We start from the raw sequence: 13781 nt of genomic DNA, 5'->3' as shown, positions 1-13781 counted from the left end.
GGGAAACCATGAGCACCGAAGAGATGATCAAGCACGCGTTCGAGAAGCAGGCAGGCCGGGCCGGCGACCACCGCCGTGTGCTGGCCGAGGTCGCCAGGCGGACCAGTTCCCGCAGGCGGATCGGCATAGGGGGGATTTCGCTGCTCACGGCCGGTGTCGCCGCTGTGGTCGTGACGCCCTTCGTGCTGTTCACGGGCGACGGCGGGCAGCCGGTCACGACCGGCCCGGCCGCAACACCGCCTCAGCCAAGCGTGGCAGCGACAGAGACCGAGACAGTTCCGCCTGGGACACCGGTGATGAAATACCAGCCGAGCCAGCTGCCCGATGGCGCGACGGAGTCCCAACGGATGAGCCAGCCGGACGGCACGTTGATGCGAATCTGGAAACTGCCCAGCCAGCCCGCGGCAAAAGGTGAATCCAGGGTCACTCTGACTCTTCAGAAGGCCACCAAGCTGCCTGACCGGACCAACTTCCCCGGTGACATCACCCCCGTCGACATCAACGGTGTGCCGGGGCAGTTGGTCGACGTCGGCGGCAAGAAAGACGAAGGGCAGGGTGGACAGGGGCTCGTCGAGTGGATGGCCGCACCGGGGGAGCGGCTGACGCTCGCGGTGGACTTCGTGCCGAATGCCAGCGAGGTCGTTGTGCAGATCGCCCGCTCGATCCGGCCGGACGGCAACGCCGCGATCGTCCGGAGTGCCGGCTTCGGCTGGCTGCCCGAGACCATGAAGGAAGGCTTGTTCTCGGTCTGGGGCACCACGCCGACGGACTACTCCCTGCTCCTTGACACCGATCTCGCGCCGCAGGCACGGGGCCAGAAGCGTGTGACTGCCCAGATCGACAGGGACAAGCCCGGTAGCGCGACGGCAGGCAACGGCACGCCAGTCACGGTGCGCGGCAAGCAGGGTGTGTTCATTGGCGCTTCCGGTACCGCGGGCAGCGAGCACGGTGAGGTCTGGGTGGAACTCACCGGCGGGCTCTGGCTGGAGGTCAGCGGCCCGGTGTCCCAGGCGGACCTGGTCAAGGTCGCCGACACGATGACGATCAACCTGGACGTGAAGTTCCCCTGGATCGGGAAGCGCTAGTCGTTGTTCGCAGCTGGTCGATCTGGCCGGTGAGGTCACCGATCCGGTCGGCCAGCTCAGGGTGGTTGGCGCGCAGGCGATCCCGGATGCCGGCGAGCGGGGCGATCAGCGCCGCCGGGTCGTCGTCGGACAGCGCCGCGGTGAGTTTCCGGGGCCGAATGTCCGGCAGGCCGATGATCTGACCAGCCAGTTGCCGCAGGACAGCGGAGTTCTTACGGGCCCACTCGCTGACCGCGCGGTCGCCCGCGCGCTGATCCCGGACTTCACGGACGCGGTCTTCACCGACGCTTGTCCCGGATGGCAACGGGCTCAAACGCAAGTAGCGGCGTTCCACGGCCTGCCTGCTGGCCAGGCCGAGCGCCAGGCCGAGCGCCGGGGCGAGACTTGCCCAGCTCGTTCCCAGTTCGCGCGCGGCGGTGATGAGCTGGGGTTCCCAGCGGGCGAGGTCGTCGCGTAGCCCGCGCAGCACGACCAGCGCGGCGAGCAACTCGGCGGCGCTGGGCTGACGCGTGCCTTCTGCCACGCCCCGAACGATGACAATGCTAGAACAGTGGCACGTGCGTAACGACTGGCATCAGACGACAAGGAGGGCTTCACGATGTTGATGCGCACCGATCCGTTCAGGGAGCTCGACCGGCTGACCCAGCAACTGCTGCAGCCCGCGGGAACATGGACCAGGCCCGCCTCGATCCCGATGGACGCCTACCGTGACGGTGACACGTTTGTCGTGCACTTCGACCTGCCCGGTGTCGACCCCCGGACAGTCGAGCTCGACATCGAGCGCAATGTGCTGACAGTCAAGGTGGAACGGCGCCCGGCGCATGGCGGGGACGTGCGGATGCAGGTGTCCGAACGGCCGCTGGGTGTGTTCAGCAGGCAGTTGTTCCTCGGCGACAGCCTTGATGCCGAGCGCGTGGACGCCTCGTACGAAGCGGGCGTGCTGACGTTGCGGATTCCTGTTGCCGAGCGGGCAAAGCCCCGTCGGATCGAGATCGCAGGCGAATCCGGGCCGAAGCGGATCCACGCTTCCCGGTAGTCTACTGTGGACAGTGACAGGGCCGGTCCGCGCGGGGCCGGCCCATGTCCTTCGACTCGCCAGCCGGAATCGAACCGACGTCCTCTCCGGCCCGGGGGCCTGAGTGCTCTCCCACTTGAGCTATGGCGAGGGCCATATTCTCACTCGACTGTGCGCCAGTTCTCTACGCCCTTTCGAGTGCATCGCATCAAAGTGTTTGCCACCATCCGTCAACCGCCGGCGGGTTGTCGATGTCCACGCGTTCACCCGGTTTGGGCACAGCAAGGGTCACACCCTGGGCTTTTGCCTCGCGCCACAGGCGATCCACCGGTTCGGCCCACGCATGCGGCGCCAGAGTGAAAGTGGCCCAGTGCACGGGAATCAGCACGTGCGCATGCACGTCCATATGCGTGGACACGCCTTCCTCGGGCGTCATGTGGATATCGGGCCACATCGGGTCGTACGCGCCGATCTGCACAAGTGCCGCGTCGAAGGGGCCGTGTTTCTCGCCGATGGTGGCGAAACCGTCGAAGTAACCGGTGTCGCCGCTGTAGAACACCCGCCGGGCCGGGCCGGCCACAACCCAAGAGGCCCAAAGGGTTCCGTCCCGCGACAGGCCGCGGCCGGAGAAGTGCTGGGCCGCGGTGGCGGTCAGGGTGAGCGCGCCGGCCCGCGTGCTTTCCTCCCAGTCCAGCTCGACGATCCGGTCGGCGGGTACCCGCCAGCGTTCCAGATGTGCGCCGATACCCAGTGGCACAACGAATGGCGCACGCTGGGTACGCAGCAACGCACGCACGGTCGGCAGGTCGAGGTGGTCGTAGTGGTCATGGGAGATGACGATCGCGTCCAGCGGGGGAAGCTCGTCGATCGGTACCGGTACGGGGTGTAGCCGTTTCGGGCCGACGAGCGCGGACGGTGAGACCCGGTCGCTCCACACTGGATCGAACAGCACCCGGGAGCCCTCGATCTCGATGAGGGCGGACGCGTGGCCGTACCACGTTATGTGCAGGCCGTCGGCGGGCGCTTCGGCCGATGGGCTGACAAGCGGGATGGGTCCACTTGGCTTGCGGCGTGGCTTGTCCTCCCGGTAACGCCGTAGCAGGTCGCCCATGTCGCCGCTGGGCATCGACTGGCTCGGGTGCTCGTTGCGGAACTTGCCGTCGCGGAACTGCGGCGACCGGTTGACCCGGTCGGCCCTGCTGCCCTTCGGCGCCGCGCCCATGGCCGCCGGGACACCCCACACCGCCCTGGCCAGCAGACCGAGCGCGGTCGCGCCGAGCAGGGTCCTGACCATCCTTTTTGTGCTTCTTCCCACTGAATCAGCCTACCCGCGTGCGGGGTAACGTTGCTGGGTGAGCGCGCTACTGCTGTGTGATGTCCAACTCGGGACCGGCGGGCCCCGCGTGGACGTGGCTGTGTCCGGCGGACGTGTCTCCGCGATCGGGCCGGGGCTGCCGCGTACCGGCGAGGTCATCGCGTGTGGCGGGGGCACGCTGCTGCCCGGCTTGGTGGACGTGCACGTGCACGCTACCCAGTGGGCGAGTTCCCGACGCCGGATTCCCTTGGCTGAAGCGACATCCGCGGCCGATGTGGTCACCATGCTCGTGTCGCGGCTCGCAGACCGGCCTTCCGCTGTGGGCGAACTGGTGCTGGGCCACGGCTTTCGAGACGGGGCCTGGCCTGACGTGCCGCACAAGGACTTGCTGGAGCGCGCGTTGCCTGGCCGGCCGGTGGCGTTGTTCAGCAACGACTTGCACACGTTGTGGCTCAGCCCGACCGCCCTGCGGCTGATCGGCCGGGATCACCCGACCGGTGTGCTGCTGGAGAACGATTGCATGGCAGCCACGGCTGAACTGCCGTCGGCTTCGGTGAGTCAGTTGGACGCCTGGGTGCTCGAGGCCACCGATGCCGCCGCCGCGCGTGGCGTCACCGAGATCGTGGACTACGAGTATGCCGACACTACTACCGATTGGCTGCGGCGGCTGACTGAACGGGCGCCGGGTGTGCGGGTGTCCGCAGTGGTCTCGCGTCCGTTGCTGGACACCGCGATCGAGCGAGGGCGCCGGACCGGGGATGTGCTCCCGGGCACCGGTGGAATGGTGAAAGTCGGACCGTACAAGCTGTTCGTGGACGGCTCGCTGAACACCAGAACGGCGTATTGTCACGACCCGTACCCCGGCCAGGATGCCCACGGCCTGCTGGAGTTGCCGTTCGACGAGCTGGTCGCCTTGATGGGCAAGGCATCCCGGCACGGGCTGACCCCGGCTGTGCACGCGATCGGCGACCACGCCAACACGATCGCCCTGGACGCCTTCGCCGAAGTCGGCTGTGCCGGCCGGATCGAGCATGCCCAGCTGGTGCGTCCCGACGACCTGGCGCGTTTCGCCCAGCTCGGGGTGATCGCCGGAGTCCAGCCGGCGCACCAGCCCGATGACCGGGACGTCGCCGACCAGCACTGGGCCGGCCGCACCGCGCACGCTTTCCCTTACGGCGCCTTGCTGGCAGCCGGTGCCACGCTCGAAATCGGCTCGGACGCGCCGGTCTCGCCCCTGAATCCCTGGGACGGCATAGCCTCGGCGGTGACCCGGACCGACGACTCCCGCCCGGCATGGCACCCCGAACAGGCGATCTCCCTGCCGGTGGCGCTCGCCGCGGCCAGCCGTGGCCGGAGCGAGGTGCGCGTCGGGGACGTCGCCGACCTGACCGTGACAGCCGAGGATCCGGCTGGGGCAGCGGATCTCCGCGAAATCCCGATCGCCGTGACCTTGGTGGATGGCCGGATCACATACCGCGCATAGGCTTCAGTTGGCTGCGGCCTTCTCGGCCAGGCTGCGTTCGATACAGAATTCGTTGCCCTCGGGGTCGTGCATGACGACCCATCCGGTGCCGTCGTCGTTACGACGGTCGTCGAAGATCTTCGCGCCCAGGCCTTCCAGCCGGGCGACTTCCTCGTCGCGCGTGGAGTTCGCCTGCAGGCAGATGTGCACGCGGTTCTTGCCGCTCTTGGCTTCCGGGACCTGCTGGAAGAACAGGTTGCTGCCGTCGCCCATGTCGATGGCCACCTCGGGGTCACCCGGCTTGTCCACGTCGTAGATGGGCTTGCCGACGACCTGGCTCCAGAACTGGGCGAGACCGTAGGCGTCGCGGGCGTCGAACGAGACGTTGTGGATCGAAGAGGCCATAACGCCCATCCAAGACGAGACATTTGGGCTAGTCAAACCGGATGACGAGGCTCAAATCCGGCGTGCCGCCGGGCTCACCAGCCAGGCAGGTCGTCCACCGGCTTGGCGTTCGCCTCGTGCCGCGCGATCGTGCCGTCCAGCGCGGTGCCCAGGTCGACACCGGTCTGGTCGGCCAGGCTGATCACGGTGAAGGCGAGATCGGCCAGCCGCTGCTCCCACCCCTCGGTGGGGCGGAACGGCCGGCGGCCGTTGGCGGTGGCCGCGAGCACCTCGTCGGACAGCCGGCCGATCTCGGAGAGCAGCGTCAGGGTCAGCGTGGGAGCGTTGGCGTGCAGGCCGAGCTTGTCCGCGGCCTGGGCAACCTTCGTCTGGACTTCGCGCACACCGTTACCCTAGTCATGTCCAGTCGCGGCTCAGCGCCTCCTCGACGAGTGTTTCGACGATCTTGCTCTCCGGTACGGTCCGGATCACCTCGCCCCGGACGAAAATCTGGCCCTTGCCGTTGCCGGAGGACACGCCGAGATCGGCTTCCCGGGCCTCGCCGGGGCCGTTGACCACGCAGCCCATCACGGCCACCCGCAGCGGCACCGGGAAGCCTTCGAACGCGGCCGTGACCTGCTCGGCCAGCTTGTAGACGTCCACCTGGGCGCGGCCGCACGACGGGCAGGAGACGATCTCCAACTGCCGTGGCCGCAGGCCCAGCGACTCCAGGATCTGGCTGCCGACCTTCACTTCCTCGACCGGCGGCGCGGACAGCGAGACGCGGATCGTGTCGCCGATGCCCGCGGCCAGCAGCACGCCGAAAGCGACCGAGGACTTGACTGTGCCCTGCATCCTGGGCCCGGCCTCGGTGACGCCGAGGTGCAGCGGATAGTCGCAGCGCCCGGCCAGCTTGCGGTACGCCGCGATCATCACGACCGGGTCGTGGTGCTTCACCGAGATCTTGATGTCCTGGAAGCCGTGTTCCTCGAACAGCGAGCACTCCCACAGCGCGGACTCGACCAGCGCCTCCGGCGTCGCCTTGCCGTACTTGGCAAGCAGTCGCTTGTCCAGGGAGCCCGCGTTGACGCCGATCCGGATGGGCACGCCCGCGGCCGAGGCGGCCTGGGCGATCTCCCGGACCTTGTCGTCGAACTGCCTGATGTTGCCGGGGTTCACGCGCACCGCCGCGCAGCCCGCGTCGATCGCGGCGAAGACGTACCTGGGCTGGAAGTGGATGTCGGCGATCACCGGGATCTTGGAGCGCCGGGCGATCTCCGGCAGCGCGTCGGCGTCGTCCTGCGACGGCACGGCCACCCGGACGATCTGGCAGCCCGCCGCGGTCAGCTCGGCGATCTGCTGGAGCGTTTCGTCCACATTGGACGTCAAGGCGGTGGTCATGGACTGGACCGAGATGGGCGCGTCCCCGCCGACCGGGACGCCCCCGACGAGCACTTGACGGGACTTCCGGCGGATCTTCGGCGGTCCGAGCTGAACCATGGTCACGACAGGGCCTCCAGGCGTTTGAGCACGGTGGTGGTGATGCCGGCCGCGTCAAGGCCATGCGCGCGCAGGATCTGCGCGCGGGACGCGTGGGGCAGGAAGCGTGGCGGCAGTGCGAAGGTCGCCGCGCATGTGCCCGAACCACTGGCGGCGAGGGCCTGGGCGATCCGGCCGCCGAGTGCTCCGGGCGTTGTGGTGTCTTCCACGGCCACCACAAGCCGGTATCTGCCCGCGAGTTTCAACAGGCTGGGATCCAGGGGCGCGATCCACCGCGGATCGACCACGGTCACCGCGACATCGTGCTTGGCCAGTTCGTCCGCTGCCTGCAGGCACGCCTCGGCGAGCGGGCCGACCGAAACCAGAAGCACCTGTGCGGCTGGGTTCTCGCGCAGCATGTCGTAGTGCCCGGTCCGGCGCACCGCCGGGATGTCCTCGCTCGTGTTCGCTTTGGGGTAACGGACAACGGTCGGCCCGTCGTTGACGGCGACTGCTTCCCGCAACAACTCCCGGAGCCTGGCCGGATCACGCGGGCTGGCCAGCCGCAGACCGGGCACGACCGGCAACAGCGAGGCGTCCCACATGCCGTGGTGGCTTGGCCCGTCCGGGCCCGTCACGCCGGCGCGGTCGAGCACGAACGTGACCGGAAGCCGGTGCAGGGCCACGTCCATCAGGATCTGGTCCATCGCCCGGCTCAGGAACGTCGAGTAGATCGCCACCACCGGATGCAGCCCGCCGATGGCCATTCCCGCGGCGGAGGTCGCCGCGTGCTGTTCGGCTATGCCGACATCGAACGTCCGCTCGGGAAAGCGTTGTGCGAACTGTGCCAGGCCGGCGGGCTCGGTCATCGCGGCGGTCAGACAGACGACATCCGGCCGCTCGGCCCCGATCGCCGCGATCTCTTCGGCGAACACCGAGGTCCACGTCGGTGTCCCGACCGGCTGCACCGTGTCGGCCGGTCCGATCGCGTGCAGCCGGTCGGCTTCGTCCTGCTCGGCTGCTTGGTAGCCTTTTCCCTTGCGCGTCAGGCAATGCACGACGACCGGCCGTTCCAGCCGTACGGCCTTGCGCAGCATGGTTTCCAGGGCAAGCATGTCGTGCCCGTCGACCGGCCCGAGATATGCCAGCCCGAGTTCCTCGAAGATGTTCCTGTCGCCCTCGTACCGCAGCATCGCCAGATGGCTGGCGATCCCGCCGACAGTCGGGGCGTAGGAACGGCCGTTGTCGTTGAGCACGATGACCATCGGCCGCTGCGGTGCCGCGCCGATGTTGTTCAACGCTTCCCAGCACATGCCACCGGTCAATGCGCCGTCACCGATCACGGCCACCACACGCCGGTCGCTTTCCTGCAGCGCAAACGCTTTCGCCAGGCCGTCCGCATAAGACAGAGCAGTCGATGCGTGGGAGTTCTCGATGACGTCGTGCTCGGACTCCGACCGCGACGGATAGCCCGACATCCCGCCGGACTGTCGAAGTGTGTCGAACTCCGCCTGCCGGCCGGTCAGGATCTTGTGCACGTAGGCCTGATGGCCGGTGTCGAACAGCAGGACGTCGTGGGGTGACCGGAAAACGCGGTGCAACGCGATGGTCAGTTCCACCGCGCCCAGGTTGGGCCCGAGGTGCCCGCCGGTCCGCGACACCTTGCTGATCAGGAAGTCCCGGATGTCGCCGGCGAGCTGGGCGATCCGGGCGGGGGAGTAATCGGCGAGTTCGGCCGGATCGCCGACCAGGGGGTGCGATGTCGCTGTCATGACGACTGCCTGGCCGTGGGTGGCACGGTGAACTGGATGGTCTCGCGGGCGGTCTCGCGTTCCTCCACTGTGGACGGATTTAAGGCGGCCATCACTTCGTCGACCAGTCCGGGCGGCGCCGAGGCACCTGCGGTCACCCCGACGACCCGCACGCCGTCCAGCCATTCCGGCTGGATGCCGGAGACATCGTCGATCAGGTACGCGGCCGTGCCCTGCCGCCGGGCCAGTTCCATCAGCCGGACCGAATTCGACGAGTTCGCCGAGCCGACCACCAGCACCAGATCGGACTCCTCGGCGATGGCCTTCAACGCTTCCTGCCGGTTGGTCGTGGCGTAACAGATGTCGTCCGACCCGGGACCTTTCAGATCGGGGTAACGTTCCCGCAGCGCGCTCACCACTCCGGCGGCCTCGTCAACCGCCAGCGTGGTCTGCATCAGATAGGAGACGTTGGCCGGATCCTTGACTTCCAGATTCGCAACATCTTCTGCGGTCTCGACCAGCACTGTGACGTCGGGTGCTTCGCCCATGGTGCCGTCGACCTCTTCGTGCCCGGCGTGTCCGACCAGGACTACCGTGTCGCCTCGCGCGGCGAATCGGCGAGCCTCGGCGTGCACCTTGGTCACGAGCGGGCAGGTGGCGTCGATGACGTCCAGTCCGCGCCGCTCGGCCTCGGCGCGGACAGCAGGGGAGACGCCATGGGCCGAGAAGACCACTGTGGACCCATCGGGAACCGCGTCCAGCTCGTCCACGAACACCGCACCTCGCGTCTGCAGGTCTGCCACCACGTGGGTGTTGTGCACGATCTGTTTGCGTACGTAGATCGGTGGTCTGCGGTGCGCCAGCGCCTGCTCGACGACTTCGATGGCACGTTCCACCCCGGCGCAGAACGACCGGGGCGACGCGAGCAGCACCTTGATGTCCATGGAAAGTGCCTCTCGATCTGGATGCTCAGTGGTCCCGGCAGATGACCATTCGGGCCAGCCCGGTCAGTTCGGCGGCCGCACCCGTGCACGGATCGGCCGACCGCAGCCGCTGGATCGCGCGTGCCAGCCGGTCGTCGGCCTGGGCCTGGCTCCAGGCGCGGCCACCAGCCATGTCGATCAGCTCGGCGCACCGCGCGGCCTCTGGCCCCGACAGCGTCCGCTCGACGTGGTAGAGCTCGTGAAGCTCTTGCCCGGCAGGGGTTTGCGATTCCAGGGCGACCACGACCGGCAGGGACTTCTTGCGGTTGTGCAGATCGGAGAACACCGGTTTGCCGGTGACCGCCGGATCGCCCCAGATTCCCAGCAGATCGTCGACGAGCTGGAACGCCAGTCCCAGTTCGGCACCGAACCCGCGCATGTGGTCGACCTGTGCCGAGCGCCCGCCGCCGAACAGGGCCCCGATGGCACACGCGCCACTGATCAACGCGCCTGTCTTGCGACGCGCCATGGCCACGCACTCCGCCAGGTCGACGTCCGTGCGATCCTCGAACTCGACATCGAGCGCCTGACCGTCCACAAGAGCCTGAACGGCGGCGCTGACGATCCGCATGCCCTCCTGCGCGTCCGGGTGCCCGCTTGCGGCGAGCAGGTCGAACGCGAGCGTCAGCAACGAATCCCCGGTCAGGATCGTGGCGTTACGCCCGAAAACGGTCCACGCTGTCGCCCGGTGCCGTCGAGTGACGTCACCGTCCATCACATCGTCGTGCAATAACGAGAAGTTGTGCACGAGTTCGACGGCTATCGCCGCTGGGATCGCGGCGGAGGCGTCACCACCGACTGCCTCTGCCGCGAGCAGGACCAATGTGGGCCGTAGCGCTTTGCCGCTGTCCGCGTCCGACGGGCGGCCGTGCTCGTCCCACCAGCCGTAGTGATACCCGGCGACCCGCCGCATCGTGGCGGGCAGGGAGTCGATCGCGGCCCGTGTGGCCGGTTCGAGCAGAGTCCGGCTCCATGCCAGCACTTCCCGGGGCTGGCGGCTCTCCGTGGTCATCTCACGGGTCGTCATGGCTAGCGTCCGAGCTCGACGCTTTCGAGGATGCCCAACGCATCCGGCACCAGCACGGCGACCGAGTAGTACGCACTGACCAAATAGGACATGACCGCGTTGTCGTTGATACCCATGAACCGGACGTTCAGGCTGGGTTCGTACTCGTCGGGCAGCCCGGCGTGGTGCAGGCCGATCACGCCCTGGGCGTCCTGCCCGGTGCGCATCGCGATGATCGAGGTCCGGCCGGTGTCGGTGACCGGGATCTTGTCGCACGGCAGCAGGGGCACGTTGCGCCAGGTCCGGACGGTCTTGCCGTCGAGTTCCTTCGTGTTGGGGTAGATGCCGCGGCTGGTGCACTCCCGGCCGAACGCCGCGATCGCCTTGGGGTGCGCCAGGAAGAACTGGGTCTTGCGGCGCCGGCAGAGCAGCTCGTCCATGTCGTCGGGCGTCGGTGGCCCGGTGCGGGTGTGGATGCGCTGTTTGAGGTCCGCGTTGTGCAGCAACCCGTACCGCGGGTTGTTGATCATGTCGTGTTCCTGGCGTTCCCGCAGCGCCTCGACGGTCAGCCGCAGCTGTTGCTCGGTCTGGTTCATCGGCTGGTTGTAGAGGTCCGAGACCCTGGTGTGCACGCGCAGGATCGTCTGTGTGACCGAGAGTTCGTACTCCCGCGGGGAGAGCTCGTAGTCCACGAAGGTCGATGCCAGCGGGAACTCGCCGGAGTGCCCGGACGACAGCTCGATCTCGGCCTCGCCCTGCCGGTTGCTCGCTTTGCTCGGCCGGGTGAGGAAGTTCTCGACGTGCGTGCGCAGTGCGTCGGACTGGGCGGTGACGGACTCGAAGGCCTGGCGCGGCAACGACATCATCGTGCAGCGGGTCTTGGCCTTGATCGTGAAGCTCCACTCACGGCGGCCGCCGGCCACCGCCATCTCGCCGAAATACTCGCCGTCGGCCATGGTTTCCAGCTGGGTCGTGGTGCCGTACTCGCCCTCGCCGGTCTTGTCCACCTTGCCGTGCGCGATCAGGTAGAGCCGGTCGGCGGGCATACCGCCCTGGACGATCACGTCACCCGGTTCGAACTCCTCCTGGACGAACCGGCCGGCAAGCGCGCCTAGCACCTCGTCGTCCTCGAAGTCCCGCAGCAGCGCCAGTTCGCGCAGCTCCGGCGGGACCACCCGGATCTGCGAACCGATGCTGGTGAAACTGACCCGGCCGTCGCCGATGGCGTACGTCAGCCGGCGGTTGACCCGGTAGACACCGCCCTCGGCCTGGACCCACGGCAGGACACGCAGCAACCAGCGTGGCGTGATGCCCTGCATCTGCGGGACGGACTTGGTCGTCGTCGCGAGATTGCGCGCCGCCGCTGTCCCCAGGCTCATCTGCGACTGTGGATTCTCGACCTGTGTCACCCTGCGAACCGCCTGTTCCTAGGTTGATCTGTTGCGCTTGTGACTCGTGGGGACCTGCTGGGAGAGAAGAGGTTTAGGTGACGCTGGCCGATGCCGAGTCACTCGACGGCCCTGCCCCGGCATGGCGGGCACATGGGAGGGCCACACATCGGCCAGCGCCCTCTCGACCACCTTGACCGGTGGGGGCACCACGGTGGGCCTGACCCGTTGGGAGCGCCGACGGCCAGGTCAGGGGTTGCCATGGCATCGGCCAAGGTCCGGTGGCCGAGGGGTCAGTCCCCGGTGCGGCCGAGTTCGACGTCCTCCAGTACGCCCAGCGCGTCGGGGACCAGGATGGCCGCCGAGTAGTAGGCGCTGACCAGGTAGGAGATGATCGCCTTCTCGTTGATGTTCATGAACCGCACCGACAGGCCCGGCTGGTACTCGTCGGGCAGGCCGGTCTGGTGCAGCCCGATCACACCCTGGTTCTGCTCACCCACCCGCATCGCGATGATCTGGGTGGTGCGGGTGCCGGTGACCGGGATCTTGTTGCACGGCAGGATCGGGACGCCCCGCCAGGACGGGAACTGGTGGCCGTTGATGTCGACGGGAGCGGGGTAGATGCCGCGCTTGTTGCACTCCTGGCCGAAGGCGCCGATCGCGCGGGGGTGCGCCAGGATGTGGCTCGGGTCCTTCCACACCGTGGCCAGCAGCTCGTCCATGTCGTCCGGGGTCGGCGGGCCGGTCCGGGTCGGGATGCGCTGCTTGAGGTCCGCGTTGGCCAGCAGGCCGAAGTCGCCGCTGTTGATCAGCTCGTGTTCCTGGCGTTCGCGCAACGCCTCGATGGTCAGCCGCAGCTGTTGCTCGGTCTGGTTCATCGGCTGGTTGTAGAGATCCGCGACCCTGGTGTGCACTCGCAGGACCGTTTGCGCGACGCTCAGCTCGTATTCGCGGGGCGAGAGTTCGTAGTCCACGAACGTGCTGGGCAGTTCCGGCTCACCGTCGTGCCCGGACGCCAGCAGGATCTCGGCCTCACCGTGGACGTTCTGCGCTTTTCTCGGGCTGTTCCGATAGGCCTCCACGTGATCACGAAGTGACTCGGACTGCTCGATCAATTGCTGGAATGCCTGACGCGGCAGTGCGAGAATTGTCGCCGAGGTCAGCGCCTTCGCGGTGAACTCCCAGATGCTTTGCTGCTGAATCAGCGACTGGTCGCCGAAATAGTCGCCGTCGATCATCGTGCCCAGCACGGTCTGGTCGCCGTATTCGCCGGTGCCGATCTTGTTCACCTTGCCGTGCGCGAGCACGAAGACATGGTCGGCCTCGTGGCCGAATTCGGCGATGACGTCACCGGGCTGGTATTCCTGCTGGACGAACCGGCCGGCCAGCTCGTGGAGCGCCTCCTCATCCTCGAAACCCCGCAGGGCGGGCAGTTCGACCAGGTCGGGAGCGACCACATGGACCCGGGAACCGACATTGGAGACCGCGATCCGGCCGTCGCCCACGGTGTAGCTCAGCCTGCGGTTGACCCGGTAGACGCCGCCCTGGGCCTGCACCCACGGCAGGACGCGCAACAGCCACCGGGAGGTGATGCCCTGCATCTGCGGTACGGATTTGGTGGTCGTCGCCAAATTCCGCGCGGCCGCGGTCGCCAGGCTTTGCTGTTGCTGCCCGTTTTCCGTACCAACATTCGACTCCACCGTGTCGGTCACAACTCGCCGCCATTCTTAATCGGGTTCATTCGACAGTGGAAAAGGCATGAGGGATTGGCAAATGGTTAGGAGTAATGGAGAACACCTGTCCGGTGTTCCTGGGATGATCCGGTTCGGACGTTGCCTTCGAGGAGGCTAGCACCGCGTTTCGGGCAGGCGCAGTCACCCAAAAGCGTTGCCCAGCTGGTGGAAAACAATCAT

The 13781-nt window shown here is 67.6% G+C and carries 13 protein-coding genes and 1 tRNA gene; 3 read left to right on the top strand and 11 right to left on the bottom strand.

From position 1 onward, the window contains the following. Positions 1 to 8: 8 nt before the first annotated feature. Positions 9 to 1085 (top strand): hypothetical protein, encoded by a 1077-nt coding sequence (locus JOF56_RS54835; protein WP_209647433.1) that lies wholly within the window; start codon positions 9 to 11, stop codon positions 1083 to 1085. Here JOF56_RS54835 and JOF56_RS54830 read toward each other — a convergent pair. Beyond that, positions 1045 to 1608, bottom strand: coding sequence for an HSP18 transcriptional regulator (locus JOF56_RS54830; protein ID WP_209647432.1), 564 nt, complete (start codon positions 1606 to 1608; stop codon positions 1045 to 1047). The genes JOF56_RS54835 and JOF56_RS54830 overlap by 41 nt on opposite strands. A 75-nt stretch (positions 1609 to 1683) precedes the next feature. Between JOF56_RS54830 and JOF56_RS54825 the strand changes: the two genes are divergently transcribed. Then, positions 1684 to 2121 (top strand): Hsp20/alpha crystallin family protein, encoded by a 438-nt coding sequence (locus JOF56_RS54825; RefSeq protein WP_209647430.1) that lies wholly within the window; start codon positions 1684 to 1686, stop codon positions 2119 to 2121. 54 nt (positions 2122 to 2175) lie between these two features. Here the strand turns inward: JOF56_RS54825 and JOF56_RS54820 are convergent. Both JOF56_RS54820 and JOF56_RS54815 read right to left on the bottom strand, forming a co-directional pair. Then, a tRNA-Arg gene (locus JOF56_RS54820) sits at positions 2176 to 2251 on the bottom strand. A 57-nt stretch (positions 2252 to 2308) separates the two neighbouring features. Continuing rightward, positions 2309 to 3394 carry an MBL fold metallo-hydrolase gene (locus JOF56_RS54815; RefSeq protein WP_209647428.1) on the bottom strand — a complete coding sequence of 362 codons (1086 nt, stop codon included), beginning with the start codon at positions 3392 to 3394 and terminating at the stop codon, positions 2309 to 2311. Positions 3395 to 3452: 58 nt separating this feature from the next. Between JOF56_RS54815 and JOF56_RS54810 the strand changes: the two genes are divergently transcribed. After that, positions 3453 to 4898, top strand: a complete 1446-nt coding sequence (locus JOF56_RS54810) for an amidohydrolase (RefSeq protein ID WP_209647426.1) — start codon at positions 3453 to 3455, stop codon at positions 4896 to 4898. 3 nt (positions 4899 to 4901) lie between these two features. On the opposite strand, the gene JOF56_RS54805 is transcribed toward JOF56_RS54810, so the two are convergent. From JOF56_RS54805 to JOF56_RS54770, 8 genes are all read right to left on the bottom strand, one after another. Beyond that, positions 4902 to 5282 (bottom strand): VOC family protein, encoded by a 381-nt coding sequence (locus JOF56_RS54805; RefSeq protein WP_209647424.1) that lies wholly within the window; start codon positions 5280 to 5282, stop codon positions 4902 to 4904. A 74-nt stretch (positions 5283 to 5356) separates the two neighbouring features. Further along, positions 5357 to 5665: a hypothetical protein gene (locus JOF56_RS54800; protein WP_209647422.1), complete on the bottom strand. Its 309-nt coding sequence runs from the start codon at positions 5663 to 5665 to the stop codon at positions 5357 to 5359. Positions 5666 to 5678: 13 nt separating this feature from the next. Beyond that, the gene (ispG, locus tag JOF56_RS54795; protein ID WP_209649063.1) at positions 5679 to 6761 is read right to left on the bottom strand and encodes a flavodoxin-dependent (E)-4-hydroxy-3-methylbut-2-enyl-diphosphate synthase; all 1083 of its coding nucleotides are present in this window, start codon (positions 6759 to 6761) and stop codon (positions 5679 to 5681) included. Positions 6762 to 6763: 2 nt separating this feature from the next. Then, positions 6764 to 8512: a 1-deoxy-D-xylulose-5-phosphate synthase gene (locus JOF56_RS54790; protein ID WP_209647420.1), complete on the bottom strand. Its 1749-nt coding sequence runs from the start codon at positions 8510 to 8512 to the stop codon at positions 6764 to 6766. Further along, the gene (ispH, locus tag JOF56_RS54785; protein WP_209647418.1) at positions 8509 to 9435 is read right to left on the bottom strand and encodes a 4-hydroxy-3-methylbut-2-enyl diphosphate reductase; all 927 of its coding nucleotides are present in this window, start codon (positions 9433 to 9435) and stop codon (positions 8509 to 8511) included. The genes JOF56_RS54790 and ispH overlap by 4 nt, the downstream gene beginning before the upstream one ends. A gap of 25 nt (positions 9436 to 9460) precedes the next feature. Beyond that, positions 9461 to 10501: a family 2 encapsulin nanocompartment cargo protein polyprenyl transferase gene (locus JOF56_RS54780; RefSeq protein WP_209647416.1), complete on the bottom strand. Its 1041-nt coding sequence runs from the start codon at positions 10499 to 10501 to the stop codon at positions 9461 to 9463. Between the two features lie 2 nt (positions 10502 to 10503). Then, entirely contained in the window at positions 10504 to 11859 is a 1356-nt protein-coding gene (locus JOF56_RS54775; protein ID WP_209649062.1) for a family 2B encapsulin nanocompartment shell protein, read from the bottom strand. Positions 11860 to 12161: 302 nt separating this feature from the next. Continuing rightward, complete coding sequence (locus JOF56_RS54770; protein ID WP_372448346.1) at positions 12162 to 13580, bottom strand: family 2B encapsulin nanocompartment shell protein; 1419 nt, start codon at positions 13578 to 13580, stop codon at positions 12162 to 12164. Positions 13581 to 13781 lie beyond the last annotated feature (201 nt).

Source organism: Kibdelosporangium banguiense, from assembly GCF_017876405.1.
In the GTDB taxonomy this organism is placed as follows: Bacteria; Actinomycetota; Actinomycetes; order Mycobacteriales; family Pseudonocardiaceae; genus Kibdelosporangium; species Kibdelosporangium banguiense.
Note: the sequence above shows the minus strand (reverse complement) of the source record. Positions and strands in the feature narration are given on the sequence as shown.